Annotated in this window: 13 protein-coding genes; 4 read left to right on the top strand and 9 right to left on the bottom strand. The window is 65.0% G+C overall.

The genetic code is table 11. From position 1 onward, the window contains the following. Nucleotides 1-8: 8 nt before the first annotated feature. Together CLV01_RS23505 and CLV01_RS23510 are read right to left on the bottom strand one after the other, a co-directional pair. A complete protein-coding gene (locus CLV01_RS23505) occupies nucleotides 9-1301 on the bottom strand; it encodes a hypothetical protein (protein WP_099733082.1) in 1293 nt (430 codons plus the stop codon). Next, nucleotides 1298-2299, bottom strand: a complete 1002-nt coding sequence (locus tag CLV01_RS23510) for a Bug family tripartite tricarboxylate transporter substrate binding protein (protein ID WP_099733081.1) — start codon at nucleotides 2297-2299, stop codon at nucleotides 1298-1300. The genes CLV01_RS23505 and CLV01_RS23510 overlap by 4 nt, the downstream gene beginning before the upstream one ends. 150 nt (nucleotides 2300-2449) lie before the next feature. Here CLV01_RS23510 and CLV01_RS23515 point away from each other — a divergent pair, with 150 nt between their 5' ends. Together CLV01_RS23515 and CLV01_RS23520 are read left to right on the top strand one after the other, a co-directional pair. Beyond that, nucleotides 2450-3361 (top strand): LysR family transcriptional regulator, encoded by a 912-nt coding sequence (locus tag CLV01_RS23515; RefSeq protein WP_099733080.1) that lies wholly within the window; start codon nucleotides 2450-2452, stop codon nucleotides 3359-3361. 51 nt (nucleotides 3362-3412) lie between these two features. After that, nucleotides 3413-4132 (top strand): Crp/Fnr family transcriptional regulator, encoded by a 720-nt coding sequence (locus CLV01_RS23520; RefSeq protein WP_099733079.1) that lies wholly within the window; start codon nucleotides 3413-3415, stop codon nucleotides 4130-4132. A 24-nt stretch (nucleotides 4133-4156) separates the two neighbouring features. Here the strand turns inward: CLV01_RS23520 and CLV01_RS23525 are convergent, their stop codons facing one another. Both CLV01_RS23525 and CLV01_RS28970 read right to left on the bottom strand, forming a co-directional pair. Then, the gene (locus CLV01_RS23525; protein WP_099733078.1) at nucleotides 4157-5428 is read right to left on the bottom strand and encodes an amidohydrolase family protein; all 1272 of its coding nucleotides are present in this window, start codon (nucleotides 5426-5428) and stop codon (nucleotides 4157-4159) included. Nucleotides 5429-5528: 100 nt separating this feature from the next. Further along, on the bottom strand, nucleotides 5529-6611 hold the full coding sequence (locus CLV01_RS28970; protein ID WP_143290005.1) for a fimbrial protein: 1083 nt from the start codon (nucleotides 6609-6611) through the stop codon (nucleotides 5529-5531). 107 nt (nucleotides 6612-6718) lie between these two features. Between CLV01_RS28970 and CLV01_RS28975 the strand changes: the two genes are divergently transcribed. Beyond that, nucleotides 6719-6904 (top strand): hypothetical protein, encoded by a 186-nt coding sequence (locus tag CLV01_RS28975; protein ID WP_143290004.1) that lies wholly within the window; start codon nucleotides 6719-6721, stop codon nucleotides 6902-6904. Nucleotides 6905-6916: 12 nt separating this feature from the next. Then, the gene (xth, locus tag CLV01_RS23535) at nucleotides 6917-7693 is read left to right on the top strand and encodes an exodeoxyribonuclease III (RefSeq protein WP_099733076.1); all 777 of its coding nucleotides are present in this window, start codon (nucleotides 6917-6919) and stop codon (nucleotides 7691-7693) included. Between the two features lie 15 nt (nucleotides 7694-7708). Here xth and CLV01_RS23540 read toward each other — a convergent pair whose 3' ends face one another. The 5 genes from CLV01_RS23540 to glnA form a co-directional block, all read right to left on the bottom strand. Continuing rightward, on the bottom strand, nucleotides 7709-8521 hold the full coding sequence (locus tag CLV01_RS23540) for a hypothetical protein (RefSeq protein WP_257221480.1): 813 nt from the start codon (nucleotides 8519-8521) through the stop codon (nucleotides 7709-7711). A 143-nt stretch (nucleotides 8522-8664) separates the two neighbouring features. Further along, the gene (ntrC, locus tag CLV01_RS23545; protein WP_099733074.1) at nucleotides 8665-10236 is read right to left on the bottom strand and encodes a nitrogen regulation protein NR(I); all 1572 of its coding nucleotides are present in this window, start codon (nucleotides 10234-10236) and stop codon (nucleotides 8665-8667) included. Between the two features lie 45 nt (nucleotides 10237-10281). Continuing rightward, complete coding sequence (glnL, locus tag CLV01_RS23550) at nucleotides 10282-11358, bottom strand: nitrogen regulation protein NR(II) (RefSeq protein ID WP_012206799.1); 1077 nt, start codon at nucleotides 11356-11358, stop codon at nucleotides 10282-10284. A 30-nt stretch (nucleotides 11359-11388) separates the two neighbouring features. Beyond that, entirely contained in the window at nucleotides 11389-11892 is a 504-nt protein-coding gene (locus tag CLV01_RS23555) for a hypothetical protein (protein ID WP_013801180.1), read from the bottom strand. Nucleotides 11893-12072: 180 nt separating this feature from the next. Beyond that, nucleotides 12073-13488, bottom strand: coding sequence for a type I glutamate--ammonia ligase (gene glnA / locus CLV01_RS23560; protein ID WP_012206801.1), 1416 nt, complete (start codon nucleotides 13486-13488; stop codon nucleotides 12073-12075). Nucleotides 13489-13584: the final 96 nt, after the last annotated feature.

The raw sequence follows: 13584 nt of genomic DNA on the forward strand, positions 1-13584 counted from the left end.
TACCCGAGTCAAGCCTCCACGATCCCCGACACATCCAGCACATACATCTGCCGCTGGTGCTCGTGCACGGAGTCGATGCAGACCTGGCGCCCGTCACGGCTCCAGCGCGGGTGCAGGTCGCAGCGGTTTTCCTTGCTGAGATCGGGCGAGGCGTAGAAGCTGCCCAGGTCGTGGCGCTCGCCCGTGTGCATGTCGTACAGGAACAGGAAGCGCTCGTGCGTGCGGTCGTCGGGGTAGGTATCGCTGAGCAGCCAGCGCGTGTCCACGGGCGAGAAGCTCATGTGGCCGTTCTCCACCAGCACGCCTGCGCCCACCACTTGCACGTCACCGCCCTCCACATCGTCATAGAGGTGATAGTGGATCTCCCCGGCATGCGGGCCCCACACAATGATGTGGCTGTCGTCCTGCCATAGCGGATGCGAGATCTGGTATTCGGACTTTTCGTAGTCGAACGTGCCCACGGCCATCGGGTCGAAGTCGTCGGCCAGCTGGGGCAGCGGATGGTCCGAGCATTCGAGCAGGCGCATGTCGGAGCCGTCGGGCGCCATGGTGATCAGGCGGTGCAGAAAGCAGGTTTCGTCCTTGACGCGTTCGGTCCAGCGGTGCAGGAACAGGATGCGCGTTGACGAGGGGTTGACCTCGATATGGCTGACCCAGTGGATGGCCTTGTCCATCGATGTGCGGTGATGAAAGGCCTTGAGCCGCGCATAGCTGGCCAGCAGCCTTGCCTCGCCCGTCGCGACCTCCATGCGCCAGATGCCGTCGTCCTCGGGCGCCAGGGGCAAGGCGAAGGGAGCACCCTCTTCGCTGTAGCCGATGGTTTCGTGCGTGATGTAAAGGCGCCGGTAGTCCACGCACAGCGCCCAGGCGCTGCTGGGCGCCACCACATAGACGGGCATGGGCAGGGTGCGCCGCTCGCCGCTGTCCACATCGATGACCACGGAGCCGAACCCCGGATAGCGCCCCCCGGATTCTGCCGTCCTGTCGTTGTGGATCAGTTGGCGGCCCGCCAGCCCGTCAAGCCACTGCAGCTGGCTGCCCATCTGCCAGTTCCAGGCGCCGGTCTCGCCCACGGCGTGGAAGCGGTCGCCGTTTTCGGTATCGAAGTAGCCGATGGACGCCCGCGCCTGGGGCGTGAGGTACTGGTCCATCCACGGCGTTTGCTGCGCCAGCACCAGGCGATTGCTGCGGTCCCAGCTGGACTTGTTGTAGTAGCCGAAGAAGTGGTGCTGGCGGCCATCGCCCAGGCGACGGCAGGGGACGAAGGATGCGGGGGTGTTCGAAGTCATGGAGCGTTTCATTGGGCGGAGATGTGGCCTTCGGCGATCACGCGGTCCCAACGCTGCTTTTCGCGGGCAACGAAGGATTGCGCCTCAGGCAGGCTGTTGGCGACGGCGCTCATGCCCTGCTCTTGCAGGCCCTTGCGGAACTCGGGCGTGGCCACGACCTTTCGGATGTCGTCATTGAGCTTTTTGACGATGGCCTCGGGCACCTTGGAGGAGACGGCCACCGTGGTCCAGGAGGTGGCCACATAGTCCTTGAGCCCGGACTCGGCCGCCGTGGGCACGTCCGGCAGGGCCGCCAGGCGCTGGCTGCCCGTGACGGCCAACGCCTTGAGCTTGCCGCCGCGTATGTGGGCCAGCACCGTGGGCGGGTTCTCGAACATGAGCTGGATCTGGCCGCCCAGCAGGTCGTTGAGCGCGGCCGAGCTGCCGCGATAAGGCACGTGCACGATGGGCGCGCCCGCCTGCAGCTTGTACAGCTCGCCCATCATGTGCACGGACGAGCCCACGCCGGCCGAGCCGAAGTTGACCGTGCCAGGCGCCTTTTTGGCCAGCGCCGTCAGCTCGGCCAGGTTGCTGGCGGCAAGGCTGGGCGTGGCCACCACCACATGCGGCATCTCGGCCAGCACGGTCACCACGCGCAGATCCCTTGCGGGGTCATAGGCCAGCTTGCTGTATACGCCATAGGCGGCATGCAGGCCGATGGAGCCCACCATCAGCGTGTAGCCGTCAGCCGGCTGATCGGCCACATATCGGCCTCCCAGATGACCGCCCGCGCCGGGCTTGTTTTCCACCACCACCGGCTGGCCCCAGAGCCTGCTCAGGCGGTCAGCCAGCATGCGTGCCTGCACGTCGGAGCTGCCGCCGGCAGTGAAAGGCACGATGATGCGCAGCTGGCGCCCTGGCTGGGGAAAGCCATCCTGCGCGATGGCGGCGACGGGCGCCGTGCCTGCCACCGAGGCGGAGATGGCCGCAGCGAGCATGGCGGCTTTGCGGCCTGCGCTTGTCTTGATCATGGAATCCTTTCGATGGCGCTGCTGCGCCTGGGCAAACGATGCAATGGGGCCAGTGTAGAAATCCGGGCATCTTTGGAAAAATGCATTTTTCCGTGGCCTCTATACAGAAAAGATATACATTGCCAGCCACCCGAGCAGGACCGAATCGCCATGTCCAGACCCCTGAGCGCCCGAGAGATCGAAGCCTTCCGTGCCGTCATGCAGACCGGCACCACCACGGCCGCCGCGCGGCTGCTGCACACCACGCAGCCTTCGGTCAGCCGGCTGCTGGCCCAGATGCAGGCGGCCGCAGGGCTCAAGCTGTTCGACATGCACAAGGGCCGGCTGCGCCCCACGGCCGAGGCCGTGGAACTGTTCGCCACCGTGCAGCAGCATTTCCTGGGGCGCGAGCGCATAGAGCGCGACCTGGCCGCACTGCGCCAGTCCGGCGCCGGCACGCTGCGCATAGGCTGCACGCCGGCCCTGGGCCTGAGCGTGATCCCGGCCGTGGTGCGCAGCTTCGCGCAGCGCTACCCGGGCACCCACATCAGCCTGCAGACCCTGGGCTCCACGCCCTTGCGCGAGGGCCTGCTGCATGGCCACTTCGACCTGGTGGTCAGCACCATGGCGCTGAGCACGCCCGAGCTGGATGCCACCGTGCTGCACCGCAGCCGCGCCGTCTGCGTCATGCACCCGGACCATGCGCTGGCCACGCGCACGCGGCTGCATGTGCGTGACCTGCAGGGCCAGCTGCTGCTGACCCTCAACGCCGATGACGACATCTACCTGCAACTGCGCAGCACCATGCAGGAGCAGGGCATAGAGGCCGGCTCCACCATGGAGACCACCTACTCCTCCACAATCTGCAGCCTGGCCGCACAGGGGCTGGGGCTGGGCGTGGTCAACCCCTACATGGCCTCGGTGTTCGCGCGCGACCTGCGTGTGCTGCCACTGCTTCCAGCCTGCGCGGTGGAGGTGGTGCTGGCCCTGCCGCCCCAATACGCGCCCACCGAAAGGGCTGACTGCTTCGTGCAGTTGCTGCGCGAGCAATTGCACGCCTATCCGCAGGCCCGCACGCCCTAAAATTGCGGCCGATTGGAGACAAGCGGTTTGCAAACGAGTACCCACGAGCCCATGCTCACCCCCGCCGAGCGCGAGGCCATCAATTCCGGCCAGTGGTTCTGCAGCCTTTCGCCCTCGCTGCGCCATGACATCCTGCGCCAGACCACGGTCCGGCGGCTCAAGAACGGGGCACTGATCTATGCACGCGGCGATGTGCCGCACAGGTGGTATGCCTGTGCGCAGGGCGCCGTGCGCATGAGCTCGACCAGCCTGTCGGGTCGGCAGACCACGCTGGCCTATGTGGAGCCGGGTGCCTGGTTCGGTGCCATGTCCACCTTTCTTGACGAGCCCCGCACGCGCGATGCCTATGCCCATGGCGACACCACGCTGCTGTGCGTGGACAAGGAGAGCTTTCACGCCATCCTGGCCACGCATGTGGAGTTCTACGACGCCCTGCTGCGCCTGCAGGCCCACCGCATACGCCAGACCTACGGGCTGGTGGAAGACCTCAACACCCTGCCCCTGCGCGCACGCCTGGCCAAGCAGTTGCTGCACCTGTCGCGCAGCTACGGCACACAGGTGCTGGACGACCCGCGCGAGCTGCGCATAGGCCTGCAACTGGTGCAGGAGGAGCTGGCCCAGTTGCTGGGTGCCTCGCGCCAGCGCGTGAACCAGGAACTCAAGCGCATGGAGCGCGACAACTGCATTCGCGTGGAAGCCCAGGGCCTGGTGGTCAGGGACCTGGTGGCCCTGCAGACCATCGTGCGCGAGGCCAGCCTGGCCGGCGCCTGAGGCCGGCGCCGGTTCAGCTGCGGTTCAGCGCCGCCAGTCGATTCTTGCCGGGCGGCCCGGCAGATGCAGCGCAGCCGTTGCAGCAGGCGCCTCGGCCAGCAACCGGCCCTTGCGGAACACCTTCAGGCGCGTGGCGCGCAGCCGTATCGCCTCGGCCGCATCGCGCGCCTGCAGCAGCACGAAGCTGGCATCGCAGCCGGCCTCGATGCCATAGCCGTCCAGGTGCATCACACGCGCCGCGCGCGTGGTCACGGCGTCGAAGCAGTCGCGCATGCCGTCCTGGCTGGTCATCTGCGCCACATGCAGGCCCATGTGGGCGACCTCCAGCATGTCGCCCGAGCCCATGCCATACCACGGGTCCATCACGCAGTCATGGCCGAAGGCCACGTTGACGCCTGCGGCCAGCAGCTCGGGCACGCGCGTCATGCCGCGGCGCTTGGGATAGCTGTCCTGGCGGCCCTGCAGCGTGATGTTGATCAGCGGATTGGCAATCACGGCCACGCCGCTTTCGGCGATCAGCGGCAGCAGCTTGCTCACGTAGTAGTTGTCCATGCTGTGCATGGAGGTGCAGTGCGAGCCCGTGACGCGGCCCTGCAGTCCCAGGCGCTGCGCCTCGAAGGCCAGGGTTTCGATGTGGCGCGACAGCGGGTCGTCGGACTCGTCGCAGTGCATGTCCACCAGCAGGCCGCGCTCGGCCGCCAGCTCGCACAGCAGCCTGACGCTGTCGGCACCCTCGGCCATGGTGCGCTCGAAGTGGGGAATGCCGCCCACCACGTCCACGCCCTTGTCCAGCGCCCGCCGCAGGTTGGCGACGCCGCCGGGCGAGCGCAGCACGCCGTCCTGCGGAAACGCCACCAGTTGCAGGTCGATATAGGGAGCCACCTGGCGCTTGACCTCCAGCAACGCATCGACGGCCAGCAGGCGGGCATCGCTGGTATCCACATGGCTGCGGATGGCCTGCAGCCCCTTGGCCGCCGCCCAGTCGCAATACTCCAGCGCGCGAGAGATCAGCGCCTCGGCCGTGAGCAGCGGCTTGAGCTCGCCCCACAGCGCTATGCCCTCCAGCAGCGTGCCGCTGCGGTTGACGCGCGGCAGGCCGTGGCTCAGCGTGGCATCCATGTGGAAATGCGGATCGACGAAGGGCGGCGACACCAGCTGGTGCTGTGCATCGATGACCTGATGGGCAGGCGCCGAAAGACCGGCCGCGACCTCGACGATGCGCCCGCCCCGCACGGCGATGGACATGTCCTGGCGGCCGTCGGGCAGCGTGGCGTGAATGACGAGTAGATCAAGCATCTGCGTATTCTGCGGGCATGGCCGCACACCCGCAGACTTGCCTGACCACGCTGAATGGCCTGCCAGCGGTCAGACCGAAAGCGCAAGGGATCAGGGGGAACTACTGGTAGCTGATGGTGAAGGTCGCCGCCGCATTGGCACTGCCTATGGTCACGTTCTCTTCGGTCTTGACATAGCGCGCCGTCAGCGGGATATCCAACCGCGCCTGCCCGTAGGCAACAGCCCCTGCAAACCATTGATTCCTGTTGCCGGCGGCATTGGAGTCCGGGCCAAAGCCCAGTATCTGGTCATCCTTGCGGATCTGCACACCCACACCTTTTGCCACCGAGGTTTTGGACAGGGTCAGAGCATTGCCGATATTTCCAGGATTTGCCACATCCGTCAGCGTGACATAGGCGTTGGTCAACGAACCTGGGATGCCGCCCTTGCACAACAACGAGATGAGGAAGGAGCGGGGAGCACCGGTTGAGCCGATTGAGGTGAGTTTTTGAGTGACAGTCTGGGCCATGCGCACGGGCTCCGGCGCCTGTGGGGTACAGGTGGGCACCTTGGGCCGGACGACGACGGGCGAGGAAAAGTTGTATTGAGCGAGAATCTGGCCAAATGCATTATTCGCGCGTTCGTACAGGAAATCGCTGTCCAGCACGCCACCTGCAGTGATATCGCCATCTGCGGTCTTGATCAACTCAACTGTGACATCGATAAGTGGATATGCAAAAGATCCGGGGTGATTGGAATACCCCAAACCACTTACAGGCGCAGCACCATATCTAGTCGAAACCCTCATGCCAATACCCTCGACTGTCGTCGGATATATATTATTGACTGGTGTAGATTTACCTAAAATATAGCCCGTGACCGATGGAACACAATTCATCAATCTAGCGCCAAGCCCATTACTTATTACCGCTACAGCGGTTTTTGAGTAAATCACCGTATTCTTGGCCACATTGGAATTGAATTCTGGAGGATTGAAATTACTGAACACATACTTGTAATAGCCTGACCCATCAGTTGTATTTTCAATTGCGCATGCGGACCATGCGGAGGTGGCCATCATTGCCAAAATAAATATCATGACAGCCTTGTTTATTCTGCAAAAAGCACCTATGAATATATGCATTTTGAATACCTCCGGATAATGAAAAAATTCCAAGGCCGCATTTCCTTGGAAAATTTTCAATCGTAGATACCTTTCATCCGAGATGAAATCAGATCAATCTGATTCAAGGTCTGCCCGGTGCCATGAAGGTCGTGGCGAGGCAGGCCCCATCACGTCAACAGCCCCGCATGCCGATACGCTGGCCGAAGCCAGGGCTGACAGCCGCGCTGCCGAATCGCCTGAAAAACACCCAAGCGCAATCGCGCATCAAAATAGGGGCTGACTGCTGCGGCAAGGGCATGATTTTTCGGGTGAACAGGCTGGCAACCGCCACAAGAGCAACCATCGAAAAATCACGCAATCATTTGATTTAATTGGATTTATTTATGCAAATCGCCACCTGGAACGTCAACTCCCTGTCCGTGCGCCTGCCGCAGGTGCTGGCCTGGCTGCAGGCCAATCCTGTCGATGCGCTGGCGCTGCAGGAACTCAAGCTCACCGACGACAAGTTTCCGCTGCAGGCGCTGCAGGAGGCCGGCTACCACGCGGTCAGCCATGGGCAAAAGACCTACAACGGCGTGGCCTGGCTGACGCGCACGCCGGTGCGCGACGTGGTGCGCAATATCCCGGGCCTGGATGACGAGCAGGCCCGCATCATTGCCGCCACCCTCGATGCCGAAGGCGGCCCGGTGCGCCTGATCAATGGCTACTTCGTGAATGGGCAGGCGCCGGGCACCGACAAGTTCGCCTACAAGATGCGCTGGCTGCAGGCGCTGCAGGACTGGGTGAAAAGCGAAATGGCGGCCCACCCGCGCCTGGTGCTGGTGGGCGACTTCAACGTGGCGCCCGAGGACCGCGACTCCTACGATCCCATCGGCCTGAAGGACACGATCCACCACACGGTGGAAGAGCGCACGCATTTCCAGGCGCTGCTGCAGCTGGGCCTGACCGATGCCTTCCGCATGTTCGACCAGCCCGAGAAAAGCTATTCGTGGTGGGACTACCGGATGTTGGGTTTCCAGAAGAACCGGGGCCTGCGCATCGACCATATCCTGGTCAGTGAGGCATTGCGCCCCAGCGTCACCGCCTGCAGCGTGGACCGCGCGCCGCGCAAGAACCCGCAGCCCAGCGACCACGCGCCCGTGGTCGTGACCTTGGGCTGAATTCCAGCCAGCCGGCTACAGCATGTACCGGCGCAGCCAGTGGATGGCCTCGATATGGCCGCGCAGCATCAGGGACTGGCGGTGAAGAATCTCGTTGAGCGCCCTGGGCAGACGTACCTGCTCGGCGGCCTCATAGGCGCTTAGCCATTGCTGCTGGCAGGACTCGGCCTGGTCCAGCACGTAGTCCGCGCCCTCTTCCCTGCCCAGCAGCCCGTCCCAGAAGGCGTTGCGACGCAGTGCGGCACGGCTGTCGCGCACGGGCAGGACCACGCCGCCGCTGGAGCCGATGGCGCGTTCCAGGTCCTCGACCAGGATCTGGCTGGCATTGAAGTGCCGCGCCAGCACCTGCCCGATCAGCCCCTGGGGCATGGGATCCATGCATTCACCCAGGCGTGCATGGGCCTGGCGGCCCAGGGCCAGCACGGCATTGAGCAGGGCCGTGCTCTGCAATTCCAGCGTAGTGGCCACTGGCTGTGTGGGCGTGCGCTGGCGCGCCTGCAGCCATGAGGCCTCGACGGCCTCGCGCACCTGGCTCCAGCGCAGCAGGCTGCTGCCCCGAACCTGCTCCCAGCGCTCTTCGAGCTCGAATTCGACATCGTCGAAATCCTGCTGCGCGTGCTCGGGTTCAAGTGACGCTTTCCAGCCCAGTGCGTAGGCGGGACGGTATTGGTCGTAACCACGCCCCGCAACGAAGTAAGGCTCCAGGAAGTAGCGGTCATGCCAGTACGCATCGACCGGCTCGCCAAGCGTGCGCGGTGTCGATGGGTACATCAGGCCCGGACGAGCGGGCTTGGATTTTTGCCAGAGGTTGGAGAGGACTGTGGGCACGATAGGTCGGGACGTAGGCCGTTCCAGCGAAGAGGACTCCATTGTCCCAAGCCCGGGCGGCCCGGCCCGTCAGCACCCCGGGCGCCGGCCTGTAGGAGCCGGACCCTTGCCGAGGCAAGGGCCCGGCCGCCCGCCGGCTTGCCTTACTCGAAGGCGTCCTCGTCCATGCCCAGCTCCTGCAGCTTGCGGGTGATGGTGTTGCGGCCGATGCCCAGGCGCTGGGCGGCCTCGACCCGGCGGCCGTGGGTGACGGCCAGGGCCGAGCGGATCAGCTGCGCCTCGAAGCGGCGGGACAGCTGGTCCCAGACTTCACCATGCCCCTGGGCGTGGGTGTGCTCCAGCAGCTGGCGCGCCTGCTGCCCCAGCAGATGGACCCAGTCCAGGTCGGATGCGGCCAGGGCCGCGTCATGCGGCGGGGCCAGCGCGGACACGGGCACGGCCAGTCGGCCAAGGCCCTCTTCCGCCAGCGGTGCAGGCGCATGCGGCAGCGTGGCCGGTGCAGGCACGCCGCCGTTGCCACCGCCCACTGGCGGGGCGGCTTCGCCCAGCACCTCGGGGGGCAGGTCCTTGACCGAGATGACCTGGGCAGGGGCCATGACGGTCAGCCAGTGGCAGATGTTCTCCAGCTGTCGCACGTTGCCGGGGAAGGCGAAGGTCTGCAGCCGCTGCATGGCATCGACCCCCATGCGCTTGGGCTCCACGCCCAGTTGCCGCGCGCTTTGCTGCAGGAAGTGGCGAGCCAGCATGGGCACGTCTTCATTGCGCTCGCGCAGCGCGGGCAGGCGCAGGCGGATGACGTTGAGGCGGTGGAACAGATCCTCGCGGAAGCCGCCGTTGCGCACGCGCTGCTCCAGGTCCTGGTGGGTGGCGGCGATGACGCGCACATGGGCCTTGACGGCCTGGTGGCCGCCCACGCGGTAGAAGTGCCCGTCCGACAGCACACGCAGCAGGCGCGTCTGCAGGTCGAAGGGCATGTCGCCGATTTCATCGAGAAAGAGCGTGCCGCCCTCGGCCTGCTCGAAGCGTCCGCGCCGTTGCGTCTGGGCGCCCGTGAAGGCGCCGCGCTCGTGGCCGAACAGTTCGGACTCCAGCAGGTCCTTGGGGATGGCGGCGGTGTTGATGGCCACGAAGGGGCCACCCGCCACGGGCGAGTGCTTGTGCAGCGCGCGCGCCACCAGTTCCTTGCCCGAGCCCGACTCGCCCGTGATCAGCACCGTGACCTGGCTCTGGCTGAGCCGGCCGATGGCGCGGAACACGTCCTGCATGGCAGGCGCCTGGCCCAGCATCTCGGCCTGCAGCGGAGCCTGGGCCTCCGCCACATCCTCGCGCAGGCTTTCCTCGACCGCGCGCCGGATGAGTTCCACGGCCTTGGGCAGGTCGAAGGGTTTGGGCAGGTATTCGAAGGCTCCGCGCTGGAAGGCCGAGACGGCACTGTCCAGGTCGGAGTACGCGGTCATGATGATGACGGGCAGGCCCGGCTGCTGGGCGCGGATCTGCTCGAGCAGCTCCAGCCCCGAGCCGCCGGGCATGCGGATGTCGCTCACCAGCACCTGGGGTGGCTGGCGCGCCGGGTCGCCGGCATCGACATCGGACAGTGCCGTGAGCACATCGCGAGCCTGGATGAAGCTGCGCGTTGCCCAGCCTTCCCGGCCCAGTGCCTTTTCCAGCACGAAGCGGATGGAAGGGTCATCATCCACGATCCAGATCGGTTTCATTGGTGGTGCATCCTTCCCTTGTTGCAGTGTTGACTTCCGTGGGCCTCAAGGCAGGGGAATGAGGATGCGGAAATCCGTGCGGCCCGGCTGGCTTTCACATTCGATCAGCCCCTGGTGGCGCTGCACGAAGGTCTGCGCCAGCGTCAGCCCCAGTCCCGAACCGCCATCCCTTCCCGATACCAGCGGATAGAAGATCCGCTCCTTGATGGCATCGGGAACGCCTGGCCCGTTGTCGATCACATGCAATTCCAATGCCAACCGATAGCGCTGGCGACCAAAAGTTACTTGCCGGGCCACACGCGTTCGCAAAATGATCTCGGCATCACCAGCCGCAATGCGCTCCTGCAGCGCCTGCGCGGCGTTCTGGACGATGTTGAGCACGGCCTGGATCAGTTGGGCGCTGTCGCCTCGGAACTCCGGGATGGAAATGTCGTAGTCGCGCGTGATGGTCAGCCCGGCAGGGTGCTCGACCAGCACCAGCGAGCGCACGCGCTCGCAGACTTCGTGGATGTTGACGTCGCCCACCTCATGCGGATGGCGGTGCGGCGCCAGCAGCCGATCCACCAGCGCCTGCAGCCGGTCGGCCTCGTGGATGATGACTTCGGTGTACTCGCGCAGCTCGGGGGCGTCCAGATCCATCTGCAGCAGCTGGGCTGCGCCACGGATGCCGCCCAGCGGGTTCTTGATCTCGTGGGCCAGGTTGCGGATCAGCTCCTTGTGCGCCTGGGCCTGCTCGCGCAGCCGCTCCTCGCGGTCCTGGCGGGCCTGCTGCTCCAGCGGCCAGAACTCGACCAGCACATGGCCGGGCCGCTCGGCCAGCGAGACCGTGACGTGCACGGGCAGCGCATCGCCGCCCACGCGGTGCAGGCTGGCCTCGAAGCGCAGGGCCGCGAAGTCGTTGTCCTGGGCGCCACGCAAGGCCTTGTCCAGCAAGGCAGGCTCGGTGAAACAGGCCGCCAGCTCGCTGCCTTCGAGCATGCGGCGCGACAGGCCCAGTGCGTTTTCAAGGGCGGCGTTGGCGAAAAGCACGGCACCCTGCTCGTCGAGCACGGTCATCAGCGTGCACAGCAGGTCAAGCGCCTGATAGGAGGCCGGGGGCGCCGGCCGGTCGTCCTGGATCATGGCCGGGCTCCGGTGGGCCGCGCGGGCCCGTCAGTTCTTGGGAAGTCGATCCAGCTCACGGCGGATGCCGGCGACATCGCCTTCCTGCCGCGAGATGCTGCTCTTGAGCTGCTCGACACGTTCCAGATAGCCCTGGGGATTGCGCAACTCCAATGCGGTGCGCTGGGGATTGCCATCGTTGTACTCCTGACGCAGCTGTGTCAGCTTCTCCTGGGCGCGGGCCAGCTCGCTTTCCAGAATGGTCCGCGCGTCGGAGTCGCGGGCCTTCTGGGCGCTGCTGTTGACCTTGGCCGGAGCGGGCGATCCTGCGGCCGGAGCGGCGGAGGTGCGCGGTGCCTGGCTGCCGCCCGAGGCCGCCGGCTTGCTGCCGCCATGGATCACCGTCACATGCCCGCCATCCACCGGTTTGCAGTCCTTGGCCTTGGCCTGGCTGACGTTGTTGGTGTACTCGTTGCCGCAGCGGTAGATCACATCCTGGGACCAGGCTCCCACCGACAGCAGGGGCAGCAGCAGTGACACAAACAGTTTCTTCATTCCATTCCCTCGGGTAGCCAGATCGGAAGGGCCCGGCTTATCCGGGCAAGTATCGCTCCATCTTCCGGGCTGGACGTCATTTCTTGAGCGGGCCAACCCCTTTTGGTTCCGCGCCCAGCATACCCAGGTCCTGGCCGAAAGCAAAAAAGGCGGCTTGCGCCGCCTTTTTGCCGACTCGCCTTACAGCGAGAAGTACATGTCGTACTCGACCGGATGCACGGCCTGACGGTAACGGGTCACTTCGCCCATCTTCAGCTCGATGTAGGCATCGAGCATGCTGTCCGAGAACACGCCGCCCTTGGTCAGGAACGAGCGGTCCGCGTCCAGCGCTTCCAGGGCCTGGTCCAGGCTGTGGCAGACCGTGGGCACCAGCTTGTCCTCTTCCGGGGGCAGGTGGTACAGATCCTTGGTCGCGGCTTCGCCGGGATGGATCTTGTTTTCCACGCCGTCCAGACCTGCCATCAGCAGGGCCGAGAAGCCCAGGTAGGGGTTCATCAGCGGATCGGGGAAGCGTGCCTCGACGCGGCGGCCCTTGGGGTTGGCCACGTAGGGGATGCGGATCGATGCCGAGCGGTTCTTGGCCGAGTAGGCCAGCTTGACCGGAGCCTCGAAGCCGGGCACCAGGCGCTTGTAGCTGTTGGTGCCGGGGTTGGTGATGGCGTTCAGGGCACGGGCGTGCTTGATGATGCCGCCGATGTAGTACAGCGCGAAGTCGGACAGGCCGGCGTAGCCGTCACCTGCGAACAGGTTCTTGCCATCCTTCCAGACGGACTGGTGCACGTGCATGCCCGAGCCGTTGTCGCCCGGATAGGGCTTGGGCATGAAGGTGGCGGTCTTGCCGTAGGTGTTGGCCACGTTCCAGATCACGTACTTCATGACCTGTGTCCAGTCGGCGCGCTCCACCAGGGTGCTGAAGCGGGTACCGATCTCGTTCTGGCCGGCGCCTGCCACTTCGTGGTGGAACACTTCGACGGGAATGCCCAGTTGCTCGAGCAGCAGCACCATTTCGGCGCGCAGATCCTGGGTGCTGTCCACGGGGGGCACGGGGAAGTAGCCGCCCTTGTTGCGCGGACGGTGGCCGCGGTTGCCGGATTCGAACTTGGCGCCCGAATTCCAGGGTGCTTCGTACTCTTCGATTTCGTAGAAGGTGCTGCCGGGTTCGGTGTTCCAGCGCACGCCGTCGAAGATGAAGAATTCGGGTTCGGGTCCGAAGTAGGCGGTGTCGCCCAGGCCCGATGCCTTCAGATAGGCTTCGGCGCGCTTGGCCACGGAGCGGGGATCGCGGTCGTAGGCCTTGCCATCACCGGGTTCGATCACATCGCACTGCAGGAACAGCGTGGTCTCTTCAAAGAAGGGGTCGATGTTCGCGGTAGCGGGATCGGGCATCAGCTGCATGTCAGATGCTTCAATGCCCTTCCAGCCTGCCACCGACGAGCCGTCGAAGGCGTGGCCCGAGGTGAACTTGTCTTCGTCGAAGTGCGACACCGGCACCGTGACGTGCTGCTCCTTGCCACGGGTGTCCGTAAAACGAAGGTCCACGAATTTGACCTCGTTCTCCTTCACCATGTTCAACACGTCTGCAACGGTCTTTGCCATCAGATCTCTCCTGCCAATCTGGCTGATCAAAAAAGATAAATACTCTTAAGCAGTTTGCGTGCCAGGCTGCATCCATTGAGTGCATGCCTGCAGACT

This window comes from Delftia sp. 60 (assembly GCF_002754395.1).
Taxonomy (GTDB): domain Bacteria; phylum Pseudomonadota; class Gammaproteobacteria; order Burkholderiales; family Burkholderiaceae_C; genus Comamonas; species Comamonas acidovorans.

Coding starts and splice junctions, on each gene's coding strand:
- CLV01_RS23505 (WP_099733082.1), bottom strand. CDS start 1,301: ATGAAACGCTCCATGACTTCGAACACCCCCGCATCCTTCGTCCCCTGC.
- CLV01_RS23510 (WP_099733081.1), bottom strand. CDS start 2,299: ATGATCAAGACAAGCGCAGGCCGCAAAGCCGCCATGCTCGCTGCGGCC.
- CLV01_RS23515 (WP_099733080.1), top strand. CDS start 2,450: ATGTCCAGACCCCTGAGCGCCCGAGAGATCGAAGCCTTCCGTGCCGTC.
- CLV01_RS23520 (WP_099733079.1), top strand. CDS start 3,413: ATGCTCACCCCCGCCGAGCGCGAGGCCATCAATTCCGGCCAGTGGTTC.
- CLV01_RS23525 (WP_099733078.1), bottom strand. CDS start 5,428: ATGCTTGATCTACTCGTCATTCACGCCACGCTGCCCGACGGCCGCCAG.
- CLV01_RS28975 (WP_143290004.1), top strand. CDS start 6,719: ATGCCGATACGCTGGCCGAAGCCAGGGCTGACAGCCGCGCTGCCGAAT.
- xth (WP_099733076.1), top strand. CDS start 6,917: ATGCAAATCGCCACCTGGAACGTCAACTCCCTGTCCGTGCGCCTGCCG.
- ntrC (WP_099733074.1), bottom strand. CDS start 10,236: ATGAAACCGATCTGGATCGTGGATGATGACCCTTCCATCCGCTTCGTG.
- glnL (WP_012206799.1), bottom strand. CDS start 11,358: ATGATCCAGGACGACCGGCCGGCGCCCCCGGCCTCCTATCAGGCGCTT.
- CLV01_RS23555 (WP_013801180.1), bottom strand. CDS start 11,892: ATGAAGAAACTGTTTGTGTCACTGCTGCTGCCCCTGCTGTCGGTGGGA.
- glnA (WP_012206801.1), bottom strand. CDS start 13,488: ATGGCAAAGACCGTTGCAGACGTGTTGAACATGGTGAAGGAGAACGAG.